We start from the raw sequence: 15,643 nt of genomic DNA, 5'->3' as shown, positions 1-15,643 counted from the left end.
GGCATGTGCAGCCTCGTCGCGCTCGCCTTCCTGATCCCGCTCGGGTTGAGCCTGCGCGGGCAGACGCGGGAGGAGGCGATCGCCGACGCGGCCCGACGCAGCGCGCTGGTGACCGGCGCGTTGGCGGTGAGCACGGACAAGGCGGTCGTCGAACGGGCCGTCGTGGCGAGCGGCGACGACGCCGCCGTCCGGCCGGTGGTGTACGGGCTGGGGCTGGACGAGTCCACGGGCCGCGCCGGTGGCGCCGACCTGGATCGGGCCCGCGCGGACCGGCGTTCGCTGGTCACCGACGTCGACGGCGGGGTGGTCCGGCTCGATCCGGTGGTCCTCGGTGACCGGACGGCGGTGGTCGAGGTGTTCGTGCCGGACTCGACGTTGGGTGAGGGCGCCGGTGGCACCTGGTTGCTGCTGTTCGCGGTGGGCGCGGCGATGGTCGGCGCGGCGGTGCTGGTGGTCGACCGGGTGGCCGCCCGGGCGGTGGACGCCACCCAGGGGCTGGTCAAGGCGGCCCTGTCCGTCGGTGACGGCGAACTGAGCGTACGCGTGGAGCCGACCGGCCCCCGCGAGCTGGCGGAGGCCGGGTACGCCTTCAACCGGATGGCCGACCGGCTGGACGCGGCCCGCACCGACGAGCGGGAGCTGGTGGCCGACCTGTCGCACCGGCTGCGGACGCCGTTGACCGTGCTCCGGCTCGACGCGGAGGCGCTGGAGTCCGACGACACCAGCGTGGGCTCGTTCAGCCCGGCGGAGCTGGACCGGTTGCGCGGTATCCGGCGTATCCGGCAGGCGATCGTCACCCTTGAGGGCGAGATCGACGTACTGATCAAGACGACCCGCAAGGCGGTGGCGCACGAGGCCGGCCCGGCCATGTGCGACGTCAGCGAGGTGGTCCGGGACCGGATGGTGTTCTGGGCGGCGCTGGCCGGTGACCAGAACCGGCCCCACCGGGTGACCGGCGCACAACTGCGCATCCCCGCGCCGGTGCCGCGGGCCGAGCTGGCCGCCGCGCTGGACGCGGTGATCGGCAACGTCTTCCGCTATACCCCGCAGGGCACGGCGTTCGAGGTGGCCGTGTCGCGCCGCGACGGGTACGTGGCGATCCGGATCGACGACGCCGGCCCGGGGATCGCCAACCCGGACCGGGCGCTGCGACGGGGTGCGAGCGACCAGGGCTCGACGGGGCTCGGCCTGGACATCGCCAAGCGGGTGGCGTTGCAGGCGAACGGCTCGGTCAGTATCGACCGGGCCCGGTTGGGTGGCGCGAGCGTGGTGATGCTGCTCGCCGACCCGGACGCGACGCCCCGGCAGGTCAGCCGGTTCGGCCTGGTGGGCCGGATGGCGCGCGATGCCCGGGAGCAGAAGAGCAGCGGCCGTCGCTGGCCCCGCCAACGTCCCACCGACGACGACTGAGCACGGTCGACGGACGACCGAGCACTGTCGACCGACGGCCGAGGACCCTCGGGCCGATCGGATGCCGGGGGCGCTCCGATCGGCCGGGCGGGCCTGGGCTGTGCGGCGGCACAAGTCTTCCTTAGATCGGAATTAACGACGGCGGTCAGGCGCCCGCGGGCTGACAGGATCAGAGCACGAACCCACCAGTTCCACCGGCCAGCGCCCCGCGCGCCCACCGGCCGGTGGAGCCGTGCGCGCGGCGGGAGTCTCAGGTCCCCCCACACCCACGCTCCCGCCGCGCGCCCCGCTCACCTGGTGTCTCAGCCGGCGCTGGCGACGTACGCGTCGATCTCCTCGATGATCCGCTGCTTGCCGGCCGGGTCGAGGAAGGACGCGGTCACCGCGTTGCGGGCCAGCGCGGCCAGTTCCCCGGGGCCAGCCCCGAGCAGTCGGGCCGCCACCGCGTACTCGTCGTTGAGGGTGGTGCCGAACATCGGCGGATCATCGGAGTTGATGGTGACCAGCAGCCCGGCCTCGACCAGTCGGGGCAGCGGGTGCTCGTCGAGGCTCGCGACGGCCCGGGTCCGCACGTTCGACGTCGGGCAGATCTCCATCCCGATCTGCCGCTCGGCGAGGTAGGTGAGCAGCTCCGGGTCCTGCGCGGCCGAGATGCCGTGCCCGATCCGCTCGGCGCCCAGCTCGCGCAGGGCGTCCCAGACGGTCTGCGGGCCGGTGGTCTCGCCGGCGTGCGGCGCCGAGCGCAGCCCGGCGGCGCGGGCCTGGTCGAAGAAGGGCCGGAACTGCGGCCGGGGTACGCCGATCTCCGGACCGCCGAGACCGAAGCTGATGAGTCCGTCGGGGCGCTCGTCGAGGGCGATGCGCAGCGTCTCCTCGGCGGCCGGCAGGCCGGCCTCGCCCGGGATGTCGAAGCACCAGCGCAGGTCGAGGCCGAAGTCGGCGGCGGCGCGCTTACGGGCGTCCTCGATCGCCTCGCAGAACGCCGGCGCGGGAATTCCCCGTCGGACGTGCGAGTACGGGGTGATGGTCAGCTCCGCGTACCGGACCTGCTGGCGGGCCAGTTCCCGGGCCACCTCGTGGGTGAGGAGCCAGACGTCCTCCGGGTCCCGGATGAGGTCGACGACGCTCAGGTAGACCTCGATGAAGTGCGCGAAGTCGCGGAACTCGAAGTAGCTGGTGAGCGCGTCCGGGTCGCTCGGGACGGGGGTACGCCCCTCGTGGCGGGCGGCCAGCTCGGAGACGATCCGGGGCGAGGCGGAGCCGACGTGGTGCACGTGCAGCTCCACCTTGGGCAGACCGGCGATGAAGGTGGTCAGATCGGTCACGGGTTCTCCTGTGCGGGGGCGCCGCCGGTGCGGGCGACGACGAAGACGCGGCGGAACGGGAAGGACACCTGACCGTGCCGGACCGGGTAGGCGGCGTTGAGGCGTACCCCCAGCTCGGCCCGGAAGGCCGACCAGCCGGCGGCGTCCAGCGCGGCCCGGACTGGCCGCAGCGCGGTGCCCTCCATCCAGGCCAGCACCGGGTGGTCGGCGGCGGGATCGGCCGGCAGCAGGTGCACGTAGGTAGTGTCCCAGGCGTCCACCGCGCAGCCGGCGGCGGTCAGCAGTTCGGCGTAGTCGGCCGGATCGTCGACGGGGTCGGCACGCTGGAGCGGGGCCAGCTCGGCCCGCCAGGCCGGGTGACCGGCGACCTCGCGCAGCGCCCGGTGCGACGGGGCGTCGAAGTTGCCGGGGACCTGCACGGCGAGCCAGGCGCCGGCGGGCAGCTCGACGGCCCAGCGACGCAGCAGCTCCTGGTGGCCGGGCACCCACTGCAACGCCGCGCTGGTCACCACCACGTCCTCGTCGCCGGTCGGACGCCAGTCGCGCAGGTCGGCGACGGCGAACTCGACGGAGGTCGGCAGGGTCCGCGCACGGTCGATCATCTCGGGCGCGGAGTCGAGGCCGATGATCCGGGCGTCCGGCCAGCGTTCGGCCAGGGTGGCGGTGAGGTGGCCGGGACCGCAGCCGAGGTCGACAACCGTCCGCGGCCGGACGGCGGGGACCCGGTTGAGCAGGTCGTGGAAGGGTCGGGAGCGCTCGTCGGAATAGCGTAGGTACGTCGTCGGATCCCACATCGCCGCCTCCAAACCGTACGTCCGTCTTGTTGACGGTACGACTCGCGTGGCAGCCCGGCAACCCGATCACTAGGCTCGGGGCATGGAACAGCGCAGCTTCACGCGGCTCGGCCGCACCGTCGGAGTCGTCGGCCTCGGCGCCTGGCAGCTCGGCGCCGACTGGGGAACGGTCAGCGAGACCGACGCCATGGCGGTGCTCAGCGCGGCCGTGGACGCCGGGGTCACCTTCCTGGACACCGCCGACGTGTACGGCGACGGCCGCAGCGAGCAGCTGATCGGCCGCTTCCTGCGCTCCCGGCCGGACGCCGGCCTGACCGTCGCCACCAAGATGGGCCGGCGCGTCGAGCAGCGGCCGGAGGCGTACACCCTGGCCAACTTCCGGCAGTGGACCGACCGGTCCCGGGCCAACCTCGGGGTGGACACCCTGGACCTGGTCCAGCTGCACTGCCCGCCGAGCGCCGTCTTCGCCGACGACGCCGTCTTCGACGCCCTGGACACGCTCGTCGCCTCCAAGGCCATCGCCGGCTACGGCGTCAGCGTGGAGACCTGCGACCAGGCGCTGACCGCCATCGCGCGGCCCGGCGTGGCCAGCGTCCAGATCATCCTCAACGCCGTCCGGCACAAGCCGCTGGAGCAGGTGCTGCCGGCGGCCGCGCAGGCCGGCGTCGGCATCATCGCCCGGGTGCCGCTGGCCAGCGGGCTGCTGTCCGGCCGCTACGACGAACACACCGAGTTCCCCGCCGACGACCACCGCAACTACAACCGGCACGGCGAGGCGTTCGACGTGGGCGAGACGTTCTCCGGGGTCGACTACACGCAGGGGCTCGCCGCCGTACGCCGGCTCGCGCCCCTGGTCGACGCCGACCGCACCATGGCCCAGTTCGCGCTGCGGTGGGTGCTGGACCAGGCCGGCGTCACCGTCGTCATCCCCGGCGCCCGGGACGCCGAGCAGGCCCGGCGCAACGCCGCCGCGGCCGACCTGCCGCCGCTCACGGCCGCCCAACTGACCGGTGTACGCGAGGTCTACGACGAGCTGATCCGCCCGCAGGTTCACGACCGGTGGTGAGCCGCCGATCCCGGGTGTTCGCGTCGCGCCGTCGGACCGGCGATGCTGGACGCCCGGGGCGGCGTGCCGCCGGAGGAGGCGAGGAGGGCGCGCGATGAGGGGTTGGCTGACACTCAGCCTCGGCCTGCTGGCCGTGGTGATCGGTGCTGTGTGGACGGTCCAGGGCCTCGGTTACGTCAGCGGCAGCGTGATGACCGACGAGACGCTCTGGGTGGTGGTCGGTCCGATCGTGGCCGTCGCCGGGCTGGTGGTGCTCTGGCTGGGGCTGCGTTCGCGACGCCGGCTCTGAGGGCTGGACGCCGGCTCGAAGTGGTGGACGTGGAAAGCCCCGCATCCCGGGTGCGGGATACGGGGCTTCACGTCAACAAGCCCGGACCGGGCCGTCCCACTGACCGGCGGGGGCCGGTCAGATGCGTCAGAGGGGACGGACCTGCTCGGCCTGCGGGCCCTTCTGACCCTGAGCGATCTCGAACTCCACCCGCTGGTTCTCCTCCAGCGTGCGGTAGCCGCTGGTCTGGATGGCCGAGAAGTGGACGAACACGTCAGCACCCCCGCCGTCGACGGTGATGAAGCCGAAGCCCTTGTCAGCGTTGAACCACTTCACGGTTCCCTGCGCCATGTGTATCTCCTTCTAAAACTGGCGGCCGTGCACGCCGTGCGGCCGATTGGCCGTTTTCGAGCAGCGGCGTCTGAGGCGGCCCCCGCGAAGGAGACTTCTCTCAACCCACGCCATCTCGCAACAGCGTGGAACAGCAAATCACGTACGCAAAAAGTCTGCACGACCTGTCCGACGAATTTCTCCGACATGTGACCTGACGGATGCCCGAGATCGCTGGGCGGCGTGTCCGGTCGTGCGAAAGGCCCCCCTCCCGTCGATGGGGAAGGGGGCCTGACATCGATGTCCTGCTCAGTCCGGCCAGTGGCCCGTCATCCGACGGACGCCGACCGCCCCGCCCCGGTCCACGGCGGCACGGACCACCGCGAAGATGGCCCCCTGCAACGCCGCGGCGGCCAGGATCTCGCCCCAACCACGGTCCTCGTCGGTGGCGTTCGGCGCCTCGCCGTCGCCCGCCGTGACCTTCCAGACCTGTCGGAAGATCGCGCCGGCCACCGTGCCCGCGGCGATACCCAACAACACGCCGACCGGCCGGTACGCGACCTTGCCGATGCTCCTGCTCACCTACGCCTCCCCCGCACGATCATCAGCACCACCACGGTGGCCACCGCGCTGGCGGCGATCGCCGCCCACGGCACCGGGTTGCGTCGAACCAGCTCGCTCTTCTCGCGGACCAGGCCGCCCTTGTCGTACGCCTGGGCGCGTGCCATTCCGGCGCCGCGCGCGGCCTGCCCGCGGACCCGGGCCACGGTCTGCGCCGCCTGCTCGCGCATCCGCTCCTTCGCCTGCTCGGCGGACTCCTTCAGGCGGGCCTTGACGTCCGCCTTCGCGGCCAACGCCTCCATGGTCTCGCCCAGCTCCACCCGGGTACGGCGGATCTCCTCGCGCAGGGCCTCGGTGTCACCCGTCCCGTTGCCCGTCATGCCCGTCCCCTGTCCTTCACGGCAGCGGCCACGGTGTCCACGTCGGCCCGAAGGCTGCGGACCGTCGCCGCCGGCACCGGCGGAACCGCACGGCTGACCTGCTTCTTGCCCACCAGCGCGAGGATGCCGGCCACCAGGAAGAGCGCCACCGCCACGATCAACGCGGCGGCCCAGGCGGGCAGCACCAGATCCAGCAGCAGGATGGCCGTGACGACGAGCGCGCCCAGGCCGTAGAACGCCAGCGCCCCGCCGCCGCCGAACAGGCCGATCCCGATACCGGCGTGCTTGCCCTTCTGGGTCAACTCCGCCCGGGCCAGCGCCAGTTCGTCCCGCACCAGACGGGATACCTGTTCGGTGGCCCGCTGCACCAGCTCGGCGGTGGAGGGCTCGCTCCCATTACGGGATGTGCGGGCATTCGCCACGTCAGCCATGCTGTCCTCCTTTCCTCATCACCGCGCTGTATGCCCGGAGTCGTCGCCCGTCAATCCTAAAACTCGAGGTGCGGCGACCTGTCGCCGTTGTCCGGATGCCGCGCCGACAGGCTGGCGTGGATCAACCCCGATCACGGCAGAGACGTCCGGCAGCACATCCCCCGCGCAACCCCAACCAAACCTCCCAGACCCCACCCCCCACCCCTCCCATTTGCGTTGATCATGAAGTTGTCGCCACTCACTCCGGCGTGTCGTGGCAACAACTTCATGATCAACGGGGTGGTCCCCGGGTGGGGGTGGGTGAGGGGGTGGAACTGGGTCAGGCGCGGGACTCTTCGGGGCCTACGAAAGCCTCGCTGCGGGCGTCGCCGTCGTCGCTGCCACCGAAGACGCGGGCGTCGTCCGGCGCCTCCGTGTCGGAGGGGCGGCGCACCGGCCGCCTCGGCTGCACCCACTGCCAGGACAGGTTGCTGTTGGCGTCACCCAGCTCGGTGCGGACCCGGGGCATCGCCGTGGGCCGGTTGTCCCGGATCCAGCCGACCAGGTGCTCGCGGACGAGGGCGCGCAGGTCCCACAGGCTGCCCGCGTCGGCGGCGCTGACCAGCGCGCGCAGCCGCACCATCCCGCCGGTGGCATCGGTGACCTGGAGGACGCAGACCCGGCCGTCCCACAGCTCGGTGCCCTCGACCAGCCGGCGCAGCTCCTCCCGCATGATCTGCACCGGTACGGCCCAGTCGACGTCGAACTCGGCGGTTCCGAGCACGGCCGCCTCCGTGCGGGTCCAGTTCTGGAACGGCTTGCTGGTGAAGTACGAGGTGGGCAGGATCAGCCGCCGGTCGTCCCAGATCTGGACCACCACGTAGCTGAGGGTCAGCTCCTCGATCCGACCCCACTCCCCCTCGACGACCACCACGTCGTCGAGGCGGACCGCGTCGCTGAAGGCGAGTTGCAGCCCGGCGAAGACGTTGCCGAGCAGGCTCTGGGCGGCCAGCGCGGCCACCACGCCGACGACACCGGCGGAGGTCAGCACGCCGGCGCCGATGCCTCGCACGCTCGGGAACGTCATCAGCATCACGCCGACGGTCAGGATGACGATCACCGCGATGGTCAGCCGACGCAGCATCACCACCTGGGTACGCACCCGCCGGGCGTGCCGGTTGTTGGGCACGTCGACCCGGAACCGGGCGAGCGCGGTGTCCTCGACGACGATCAGCAGCGCCGCCACCAGCCAGGCCGTGCTGGCGATCACGCAGAGCACCAGCAGGTGCAGCAGGAGACGCCGCCAGCTCTCGCCGACGGCGTACCCGGTGGTGAAGCGGACGGCGAACTGCACCGCGAGGACCGTGGCGGCGACCTGGAACGGGCGGTGCGCGTGGTCGGTCAGCTCGGTCAACAACAGGGACCGGCGGCCGAACCGCCGGGTGAGCCGGTGGACGACCTCGACGAGGAAGAGGGCGACCGCCGCCGCGGCGAGCGCGGCGACGGTCGTTTCGAGATAACTCTGCACGAGTGGGGCGCTTCCCTTCGACCGAGCGGCGGGACTTCGGGCAAAAGCCCAATAGTGCCCGACGTCCTCGGTATCGACCAGTTCAGACCTTGCGGTACCGGGACTGGAGGAAGCAGTAGACGCCGAAGGCGGCGATGCCGAGGGCGACCAGGGTCAGCAGGAGCGAGCCGTACGACTGCTCGCGCAGCGTGTGCAGGGCGGCGTCCAGACCGCGGGCCTTCTCCGGGTCGTACTTCACCGCGGCGACGATGACCAGCAGGCCGGCGATGCCGTACGCGACACCCTTGGCGACATACCCGGCGATGCCGAGGCGGCGGGCCAACTGGCGGGTCTTCGGGCTCATCTCGCCGGTCTTGAGGTGCTTCTCGAACGTCTTGCGGATGCCGTAGATGACCAGGCCGATGCCGATCGCCGCGACCACCAGCCCGGCCAGGCCGACCAGCCAGCGGCCACCGGTGGAGGTCATCAGCTTGCCGCTCAGCGCCTCCTGGCTGTCGGCGCTGTTCGACCCGGCCTCGGAGAACACCTTGAAGGCGGTCCAGGCGAAGTAGAGGTAGACGACGGTCCGGCCGGCCGAGGCCAGCCGCTCCATGGTCCGCTCCTTGCCGCGCTCGGCGCGGTGCCCGCCCGCCGCTTCGAGGCCCTGCCAGATCGCCATGGCGAGCAGGCCGACCGCGACGGCGATGACGAGGAACTTGCCGAGGGGCTGTGCGGAGAGGGTACGCAGCGCGCCGGACTGGTCGCCGTCGTCGGACGACGTGCCGAACGCGATCTGCAACGCCAACCAGGCGAAGAGGAGGTGGACGATGCCGTAGCCGATGAAGCCGGCCCGGGCGAGAAGTTCCAGCCACCGGTTGTCCGCCGTACGGGAGGCGGTGGCTTCGGCGCTACGGGTGAGTGACATGGCGTCACAATCTCCGAAACGGAGGATTTCCAAACGTCGGCCACCGCCGCCCGGGGCAGGTCAGTTGCCCGGGTTCCGGGAAACGCGGATCTTGACCTGCTGGTCGGTGACGCTGTCGACGGTCACCGCGAAGCCACCCGCTTCGGTGGCCTGCTGACCGGTGGTGAGGGTGAGCTGCTCGCCGGCGACCTCGACGGTCACCTGGTCGCCCTCGGCGCCGACCAGCTTGGCCTCGACGCCCAGGATGGTGGCGCTCGCCTCGACACCCCGCTCGAAGGTGACCGTGCAGGCGTCCAGGCCGCAGTCGGTGGAGGCGCCCTGGGAGCTGCAGCCGGCGAGCACGGCGAGGCCGAGCGCCACGGCGGCGACCAGGCCGGCGGCACGGCGGACGGGGGGCAGTCCGATGGTGGTGCGTCGGTTCGTCACCCCGCCAAGGGTACGAGACGTCCGCGACGACCGGGCGGGGGCGAGCGTGGCAGGCGTCCCGGCTAGGGTCCGGGCATGGCCTTCGACATCGCCCGCACCCGGGCCGCCTATCCCGCCCTGACCGAGGGCTTCGTCCACTTCGACGGCGCCGGAGGCACGCAGACCGCGGCCGGTGTGATCGACGCGGTCACCGACGCCATGCGCGCGGCCGTCGGCAACCGCAGCGCCGCCTTCACGCCGGGTCGTCGCTCGCTGGAGATGGTGGCGCAGGCCCGCGCGGCGGTCGCCGACCTGCTCGGCGCCGAGCCGGACGGGGTGGTGCTCGGGCCGAGCGCGACCGCGCTCACGTACACCCTGGCCCGTACCCTCGGCGCGACCTGGCGGCCCGGCGACGAGGTGGTGGTGTCCCGGCTCGACCACGACGCCAACGTGCGCCCGTGGGTGCAGGCCGCCGAGGCGGCCGGCGCGACGGTGCGCTGGGCCGAGGTGGACCGGCACACCGGTGAGCTGCCCACCGGCCAGTACGCCGACCTGGTGGGCGAGCGCACCCGGCTGGTCGCGGTGACCGCCGGCAGCAACGCCATCGGCACCGTGCCGGACGTCCCGGCAATCGCCAAGATCGCACACGCGGTCGGGGCGCTGGTCTGCGTGGACGGCGTGCACTCGGTGCCGCACGGGCCGACCGACCTGGCGTCGCTCGGCGCGGACGTGCTGGTCACCAGCGCGTACAAGTGGTCCGGACCGCACCTGGCCGCGATGGTCGCCGATCCGAGCCGGTGGGCGGCGCTGCGCCCGGCGAAGCTGGTGCCGTCCTCCGACGCGGTGCCGGACCGTTTCGAGTACGGCACCCCGAGCTTTCCGCTGCTGGCCGGCGTGACGGCCGCCGTGGAGCACCTCGCCGCTCTGGACCCGGCCGCGACCGGTGACCGCCGGGCGGGGTTGCGGGCGGGGCTGGCCGCCGCGCAGGCCCACGAGGAGGCGCTGCTGGAGCGGCTGCTCGCCGGTCTCGCCGAGCGGCCCGCCGTCACCGTCTACGGCTCGCCGGCCCGGCGCTGCCCGACGGTCTCCTTCCGGGTCGCCGGGCTGACGCCGCTGGAGACCCAGCGGGCCCTGGGCGACGCCGGGTTCTGCCTCTCGTCCGGCGACTACTACGCCTACGAGTACTTCCGGACGATGGGTCTGCGCGACAGCGGTGGCGCGGTGCGGGCCAGCATCTACCACTACAACACGGTGGACGAGGTGGACCGTTTGCTCGCCGAACTCGACGTGGTGGCCGCCGGAGCGGGGACAATGGCCCCGTGAACACCCTCGTCGAGGACAATCCCGCCAAGAACCGGTTCGAGATCCTGGTCGACGACGCGTTGGCCGGCTTCACCGCGTACGTGCCGCGTGGCGAGGAGGTGCTGGTCTTCACGCACACCCAGGTGGACCCGAGCTTCCAGGGCAAGGGTGTCGGTGGCGCGTTGATCCGCGCCACCCTCGACCAGGTGCGCGCCCGGGGCGGCCGCGTGGTGCCGCAGTGCCCGTTCGTGGCGGCGTTCATCGACAAGCACCCCGAGTACGCCGACCTGGTGGCCGATCTGCCGTAGCGTCAGCCGGTCCGGCCGGTCAGCACCTCGGCGGCGGCCCGCCCGCTGGCCCGGGTGGCGCCGTGGGTGGCCAGGTGCACCGCGCCGACGACCAGCTCGGGCACGCCCAGTTCGACCACGACCGCGTCCGGCCGGGCGGCGAGCGTCCGCCGTACCGCCGCGCGCATCCAGTCGTGCCGGTGCAGGTCTCGGACAACCAGCACCAGCGGACGCTCACCGGCGTCGGCTCCCGGATCGGCGGGCACGTCGTGCTCGGCGTGGCGGACCGTCGTCGTGCCGGGCAGCAGCTCGTCCAGCGGGCCACCGATGCCCCACGGGGTCTCCGCCCCGATGGCGATGTTGCGCGGCGGCTCGAACTCGACCACGTGGGCGGCGCGGGTCAGGGGCAGTGCGACCGGCGCGTCCGGGCCGGTGGTGACCCGTACGGCCCGTCGGGCGGCGACCAGTCCGACGTCGGTGGCCCGGTGGGCGGCGCTGGGGCGGGCGGCGCGGGCGGCCACCGTCCAGGCGGCGAGCTGACCGACGCGCTTGGCGGCCTCGGCGAGGCGTTCCTCGGGCAGCTCGCCGGAGACGACGGCGGCCACGATGGCGTCACGCAGTTCCCGGGCGGCCTCCTCGTCGGCCCGCTCGCCGCCGACGCAGATGGCGTCGGCCCCGGCGGCGAGCGCCCGCACGGCGGCGCCGGCGAAGCCGTACCGGTCGGCGACCGCGCGCATCTCCACCGCGTCGGTCACGACCACGCCGGAGAAGCCCAGCTCGTCGCGGAGCAGGCCACCCAGGATGCGCTGGCTCAGCGTGGCCGGCAGGTCGGCGTCGAGCGCGGGCACCAGCAGGTGGCCGGTCATGACCGCCTGCGCGCCGGCCGCCACGGCGGCACGGAACGGGGCCAGCTCGCAGGCGTCGAGGCGGGCCCGGTCGGCGGTGATGCGCGGCAGGTCGTGGTGGGAGTCGACGCGGGTGTCGCCGTGCCCGGGGAAGTGTTTCGCGCAGGCGGCCACGCCACCGCCCTGGAGGCCGCGGATCCAGGCGGCGGTGTGCCGCGCGACGAGTTCCGGGTCGGCCCCGAACGAACGGACGCCGATCACCGGGTTGGCCGGGTTGGAGTTGACGTCGGCGTCGGGCGCGTAGTCGAGGGTCACACCGGCGGCCGCCAGCTCCACGCCGAGATCGCGGGCGACGGCCTCGGTCAGCTCCGGGTCGTCGACCGCGCCGAGGGCGTAGTTGCCCGGTCGGGAGCTGCCCCGGGCGGACTCGATCCGGGTGACGTCGCCGGCCTCCTCGTCGATCGCCACGATGACGTCCGGCCGCTCGGCGCGCAGCGTCGCGGTCAGCGCCGCCACCTGGGCGGTGTCGACGACGTTGCGGGCGAACAGCACCACCGAGCCGAGCCCTTCGCCGAGCCAGCGGCACACCCAGGGCGGCGGCGTGGTGCCGACGAATCCGGGTTGCAGGACGGCTGCGGCCAACGTCGGAAGGTGCCCGGCCGGCGCGGTCACGCCGTCGCCTCGGAACGGTCGACGTTCCTCGTCGGCGCGGTGACGCCGACCCGCTGGTTGCGCTCGCTCATGCGGCCCCGTACCCCATCTCTCGCGCGCCCTCGGCGCACCGCCCTGGGCAGGCGGTGCTGCCATGGTCACACCGAGCGATTCAATAGTCAATAAACCTTACAGTTGCCGGGCGGGACCGTTCCCGGGAAGAGTCAGGGCATGGACACCGCCCTGCTGGCCGACGCCACGAGCCCGGCCGACATCCCCGGCGTACGCCTGCTCGGCCTGGTGGTGGGCGCCCTGCTGCTGCTCGCCGCGATCCGGGCGATGTTCGGCCGACGCTGATCGATCGGTCACCGACCCACCGGTGTGGCCCGCCGCGACCGGGGTACGGCTCTGCCCGTCAGCAGGTCCGCGCGCCGAAGGGGAAGCCATGAAGATCGGGTACTTTCTGTCCAGTGAGGAGTACACGCCGGCCGAGCTGCTGGCGCAGGCTCGCGGCGCCGAGGCGGCCGGCTTCGAGGCACTGTGGATCTCCGACCACTACCACCCCTGGGTCGACGCGCAGGGGCAGAGTCCCTTCGTCTGGTCGATGATCGGCGCTCTCAGCCAGGTCTGCTCGCTGCCGGTGACCACGGCGGTGACCTGCCCGACCGTACGGATCCACCCGGCCGTGATCGCCCAGGCGGCGGCGACCAGCGCGGTGCTGCACGGTGGTCGGTTCGTGCTCGGCGTCGGCACCGGCGAGGCGCTCAACGAGCACATCTTCGGCGACGCCTGGCCGTCCGCCGACGTGCGGCTGGAGATGCTCGAGGAGGCCGTCGAGGTCATGCGCGAGCTGTGGCGGGGCGACTTCGTCAACCACCGGGGCACGCACTACACGGTGGAGAACGCCCGGGTCTACACGCTGCCGGACACCCCGCCGTCGGTCTACCTCTCCGGGTTCGGGCCGAAGGCCGTCGACCTGGCCGCCCGCATCGGCGACGGCTACGTGAGCACCATGCCCGACGGCGAGCTGGTCCGGCGCTTCCGGGAGAACGGCGGCGGCGACAAGCCGTGCCAGGCCGGGTTCAAGGCGGCGTTCGCGGCCAGCGAGACCGAGGGCGCGCGGATCGCGTACGAGCGCTGGCCCAACGCGGGCGTGCCGGGCGAGCTGTCGCAGGTGCTGCCTTCGCCCCGCCACTTCGAGCAGGCCTCCGAGCTGGTCACGCAGGACATGGTGCGGGAGGCGTTCGTCTGCGGCAACAGCGCCGACGCGCACCTGGAGATGATCGACAAGTACGCCAAGGCCGGTTTCGACGAGCTGTACGTGGCCAACACCGGCCCGCACTTCCAGGGGCTGTTCGACCTCTACCAGAGCGAGGTCCTGCCCCGCCTACGGTGAGACGGAACGCACCCCGAGCCCATGATTGTCCGAAGGTGTTTCGGTGGTCATGGGCTCGGGTACCTCCGGCCCTCGATGAAACTGTCCACGCACTCGATGACGTTGCGCCGCGCGGCGAAGAGCCTTTTCGGCTGGAAAGCGTTGCGGCCCAACCAGCTCGCCGCCATGCGCGCGGTGATGAAGCGACACGACGCCCTGGTGGTGTTGCCCACCGGCGCCGGCAAGTCGGCGATCTACCAGATCCCGGCCAGCCTGATCCCCGGCCCGACCGTGGTGATCTCCCCGCTGCTGGCGCTCCAGCAGGACCAGATCGCCGCGCTCAACGAGCGGCAACGTCCCGAGCTGCGAGCGGTACGGATCAGCTCGAACGAGTCGGCCACACAGCAGGCCGAGGCGATCGCCGAGATCCGGGCCGGGCGGGCGGAGTTCCTGTTCATCACGCCGGAGCAGTTGAGCAACCCCGACCGGATGGCCGAGGTCGCCGCGCTGAAGCCGGCGCTGGTGGCGATCGACGAGGCGCACTGCATCTCCGCCTGGGGGCACGACTTCCGTCCCGACTACCTGGCGCTGGGCCACCTCATCGAGGGCATCGGCCGACCGCCGGTGGTCGCGCTGACCGCCACCGCCTCCCCGCCCGTACGTGACGACATCATCGCCCGGCTGCGGCTGCGCGAACCGGAGGTGGTGGTCTCCGGGCTGGACCGGCCCAACCTCTTCCTGGAGGTGGCGCACTGCCCCGACGAGGACTACCGGTGGCGGCGGTTGATCGCCCTGCTGCGCGACGACGAGCGGCCCGGAATCATCTACGTGCCGACCCGCCGCTCGGCCGAGGAGTTGGCCGAGAAGTTGACCAAGGCGGGATTCCCGGCGCAGTTCTACCACGGTGGGATGCCGGCCGGCGCGCGCAACGACCTGCACGAGGCGTTCCTCGCCGACCAGGTGCCCATCATGGTGGCCACCTCGGCGTTCGGCATGGGCATCGACAAGCCGAACATCGCCTGGGTGGTGCACACGGCGTTGCCCGACTCGCCGGACAGCTACTTCCAGGAGATCGGCCGTGCCGGGCGGGACGGGCAACCGGCCCGGGTGCTGCTGCTCTGGCGGGCCGAGGACGTGGGCCTGCAACGGTTCTTCAGCGGCGGCCTGCCGGACGAGAACGAGTTGCGGGACCTGGCCGCGCTGCTGCGCCGCAAGCCGGCCACCAAGACCGAGCTGCGGGAGACCACCGGCCTGGGGCCACGCAAGCTGGGCCAGTACCTGTCGCTGCTGGAGCAGGTAGGGGCTGCCGAACCCCGCGCCCGTCAGCGCATCGGAGCCCCGCGCTACTCCCCCGCACCCGCCGACGCGGCGGCGGCGGCCCTGGCCGAGGCGGAACGGCAGCAGACGGTGACGCGTTCGCGTACCGACATGATGCGGGCGTTCGCCGAGACCACCGCCTGCCGCGGACAGACCCTGCTGGCCTACTTCGGCGAGCAGATGACCGAGGTCTGCGCGCACTGCGACAACTGCCACCGGGGCACCAGCGTCGCCGACGAGGGCGCGGTCGGGCCGTTCCCGGTGCACAGTCAGGTGCGTCACGGCGAGTGGGGACGTGGCCTGGTGCTCAGCTACGAGGACGACAAGATGACGGTCCTCTTCGACGAGGTCGGCTACAAGACGCTGTCGGTGCGCGTGGTGTCCGAGCAGGGCCTGCTGACCCTGGACTAGCCTGACCCGGGCACCGCACGGGCCCGGTGGATCGACAAAGCAGCACCGATTGACCACACAGAGCAGGGCGGAAG

General features: G+C 72.5%; 18 protein-coding genes. 8 read left to right on the top strand and 10 right to left on the bottom strand.

What is annotated here, in order from left to right:
* Positions 1-3: 3 nt before the first annotated feature.
* On the top strand, positions 4-1,410 hold the full coding sequence (locus tag ACTFTM_RS11930) for a HAMP domain-containing sensor histidine kinase (protein WP_449565847.1): 1,407 nt from the start codon (positions 4-6) through the stop codon (positions 1,408-1,410).
* Positions 1,411-1,712: 302 nt separating this feature from the next.
* On the opposite strand, the gene ACTFTM_RS11925 is transcribed toward ACTFTM_RS11930, so the two are convergent.
* Complete coding sequence (locus ACTFTM_RS11925) at positions 1,713-2,735, bottom strand: adenosine deaminase (RefSeq protein WP_449565846.1); 1,023 nt, start codon at positions 2,733-2,735, stop codon at positions 1,713-1,715.
* Positions 2,732-3,529 carry a trans-aconitate 2-methyltransferase gene (locus ACTFTM_RS11920; protein WP_449565845.1) on the bottom strand — a complete coding sequence of 266 codons (798 nt, stop codon included), beginning with the start codon at positions 3,527-3,529 and terminating at the stop codon, positions 2,732-2,734. The genes ACTFTM_RS11925 and ACTFTM_RS11920 overlap by 4 nt, the downstream gene beginning before the upstream one ends.
* Before the next feature lie 82 nt (positions 3,530-3,611).
* Between ACTFTM_RS11920 and ACTFTM_RS11915 the strand changes: the two genes are divergently transcribed.
* A complete protein-coding gene (locus ACTFTM_RS11915; protein ID WP_449565844.1) occupies positions 3,612-4,595 on the top strand; it encodes an aldo/keto reductase in 984 nt (327 codons plus the stop codon).
* 94 nt (positions 4,596-4,689) lie between these two features.
* A complete protein-coding gene (locus ACTFTM_RS11910) occupies positions 4,690-4,884 on the top strand; it encodes a hypothetical protein (protein ID WP_449565843.1) in 195 nt (64 codons plus the stop codon).
* Between the two features lie 126 nt (positions 4,885-5,010).
* Here ACTFTM_RS11910 and ACTFTM_RS11905 read toward each other — a convergent pair whose 3' ends face one another.
* The 7 genes from ACTFTM_RS11905 to ACTFTM_RS11875 form a co-directional block, all read right to left on the bottom strand.
* Positions 5,011-5,214, bottom strand: a complete 204-nt coding sequence (locus tag ACTFTM_RS11905; protein WP_011905669.1) for a cold-shock protein — start codon at positions 5,212-5,214, stop codon at positions 5,011-5,013.
* 288 nt (positions 5,215-5,502) lie between these two features.
* A complete protein-coding gene (locus ACTFTM_RS11900) occupies positions 5,503-5,775 on the bottom strand; it encodes a DUF4235 domain-containing protein (protein WP_007458126.1) in 273 nt (90 codons plus the stop codon).
* Positions 5,772-6,134: a DUF3618 domain-containing protein gene (locus ACTFTM_RS11895; protein WP_396802475.1), complete on the bottom strand. Its 363-nt coding sequence runs from the start codon at positions 6,132-6,134 to the stop codon at positions 5,772-5,774. Before ACTFTM_RS11895 ends, ACTFTM_RS11900 begins: the two co-directional genes overlap by 4 nt.
* Positions 6,131-6,565 (bottom strand): phage holin family protein, encoded by a 435-nt coding sequence (locus ACTFTM_RS11890; protein WP_355053394.1) that lies wholly within the window; start codon positions 6,563-6,565, stop codon positions 6,131-6,133. Before ACTFTM_RS11890 ends, ACTFTM_RS11895 begins: the two co-directional genes overlap by 4 nt.
* Before the next feature lie 319 nt (positions 6,566-6,884).
* Positions 6,885-8,072: a mechanosensitive ion channel family protein gene (locus ACTFTM_RS11885; protein ID WP_449565842.1), complete on the bottom strand. Its 1,188-nt coding sequence runs from the start codon at positions 8,070-8,072 to the stop codon at positions 6,885-6,887.
* Positions 8,073-8,154: 82 nt separating this feature from the next.
* Positions 8,155-8,976, bottom strand: a complete 822-nt coding sequence (locus ACTFTM_RS11880; RefSeq protein ID WP_449565841.1) for a DUF1206 domain-containing protein — start codon at positions 8,974-8,976, stop codon at positions 8,155-8,157.
* Positions 8,977-9,036: 60 nt separating this feature from the next.
* A complete protein-coding gene (locus tag ACTFTM_RS11875) occupies positions 9,037-9,402 on the bottom strand; it encodes a hypothetical protein (RefSeq protein WP_449565840.1) in 366 nt (121 codons plus the stop codon).
* Positions 9,403-9,477: 75 nt separating this feature from the next.
* Here ACTFTM_RS11875 and ACTFTM_RS11870 point away from each other — a divergent pair, with 75 nt between their 5' ends.
* Together ACTFTM_RS11870 and ACTFTM_RS11865 are read left to right on the top strand one after the other, a co-directional pair.
* Positions 9,478-10,704, top strand: coding sequence for a cysteine desulfurase-like protein (locus ACTFTM_RS11870; RefSeq protein ID WP_449565839.1), 1,227 nt, complete (start codon positions 9,478-9,480; stop codon positions 10,702-10,704).
* A complete protein-coding gene (locus tag ACTFTM_RS11865) occupies positions 10,701-10,991 on the top strand; it encodes a GNAT family N-acetyltransferase (protein ID WP_449565838.1) in 291 nt (96 codons plus the stop codon). The genes ACTFTM_RS11870 and ACTFTM_RS11865 overlap by 4 nt, the downstream gene beginning before the upstream one ends.
* 2 nt (positions 10,992-10,993) lie before the next feature.
* On the opposite strand, the gene ACTFTM_RS11860 is transcribed toward ACTFTM_RS11865, so the two are convergent.
* Positions 10,994-12,487, bottom strand: a complete 1,494-nt coding sequence (locus tag ACTFTM_RS11860) for a glycoside hydrolase family 3 protein (protein WP_449565837.1) — start codon at positions 12,485-12,487, stop codon at positions 10,994-10,996.
* Positions 12,488-12,697: 210 nt separating this feature from the next.
* On the opposite strand from ACTFTM_RS11860, the gene ACTFTM_RS11855 reads away from it, so the two are divergent.
* The 3 genes from ACTFTM_RS11855 to ACTFTM_RS11845 all read left to right on the top strand — a co-directional run bounded on the left by ACTFTM_RS11855 (position 12,698) and on the right by ACTFTM_RS11845 (position 15,569).
* Positions 12,698-12,823: a hypothetical protein gene (locus ACTFTM_RS11855; protein WP_355237685.1), complete on the top strand. Its 126-nt coding sequence runs from the start codon at positions 12,698-12,700 to the stop codon at positions 12,821-12,823.
* Between the two features lie 88 nt (positions 12,824-12,911).
* Positions 12,912-13,862, top strand: a complete 951-nt coding sequence (locus ACTFTM_RS11850) for a TIGR03557 family F420-dependent LLM class oxidoreductase (protein WP_449565836.1) — start codon at positions 12,912-12,914, stop codon at positions 13,860-13,862.
* 75 nt (positions 13,863-13,937) lie between these two features.
* Positions 13,938-15,569 (top strand): RecQ family ATP-dependent DNA helicase, encoded by a 1,632-nt coding sequence (locus tag ACTFTM_RS11845; RefSeq protein ID WP_449565835.1) that lies wholly within the window; start codon positions 13,938-13,940, stop codon positions 15,567-15,569.
* Positions 15,570-15,643: the final 74 nt, after the last annotated feature.

It is taken from the genome of Micromonospora sp. RB23, assembly GCF_053585025.1.
Note: the sequence above shows the minus strand (reverse complement) of the source record. Positions and strands in the feature narration are given on the sequence as shown.

Coding starts and splice junctions, on each gene's coding strand:
- ACTFTM_RS11930 (WP_449565847.1), top strand. CDS start 4: ATGTGCAGCCTCGTCGCGCTCGCCTTCCTGATCCCGCTCGGGTTGAGC.
- ACTFTM_RS11920 (WP_449565845.1), bottom strand. CDS start 3,529: ATGTGGGATCCGACGACGTACCTACGCTATTCCGACGAGCGCTCCCGA.
- ACTFTM_RS11915 (WP_449565844.1), top strand. CDS start 3,612: ATGGAACAGCGCAGCTTCACGCGGCTCGGCCGCACCGTCGGAGTCGTC.
- ACTFTM_RS11910 (WP_449565843.1), top strand. CDS start 4,690: ATGAGGGGTTGGCTGACACTCAGCCTCGGCCTGCTGGCCGTGGTGATC.
- ACTFTM_RS11905 (WP_011905669.1), bottom strand. CDS start 5,214: ATGGCGCAGGGAACCGTGAAGTGGTTCAACGCTGACAAGGGCTTCGGC.
- ACTFTM_RS11895 (WP_396802475.1), bottom strand. CDS start 6,134: ATGACGGGCAACGGGACGGGTGACACCGAGGCCCTGCGCGAGGAGATC.
- ACTFTM_RS11890 (WP_355053394.1), bottom strand. CDS start 6,565: ATGGCTGACGTGGCGAATGCCCGCACATCCCGTAATGGGAGCGAGCCC.
- ACTFTM_RS11880 (WP_449565841.1), bottom strand. CDS start 8,976: ATGTCACTCACCCGTAGCGCCGAAGCCACCGCCTCCCGTACGGCGGAC.
- ACTFTM_RS11870 (WP_449565839.1), top strand. CDS start 9,478: ATGGCCTTCGACATCGCCCGCACCCGGGCCGCCTATCCCGCCCTGACC.
- ACTFTM_RS11855 (WP_355237685.1), top strand. CDS start 12,698: ATGGACACCGCCCTGCTGGCCGACGCCACGAGCCCGGCCGACATCCCC.
- ACTFTM_RS11850 (WP_449565836.1), top strand. CDS start 12,912: ATGAAGATCGGGTACTTTCTGTCCAGTGAGGAGTACACGCCGGCCGAG.
- ACTFTM_RS11845 (WP_449565835.1), top strand. CDS start 13,938: ATGAAACTGTCCACGCACTCGATGACGTTGCGCCGCGCGGCGAAGAGC.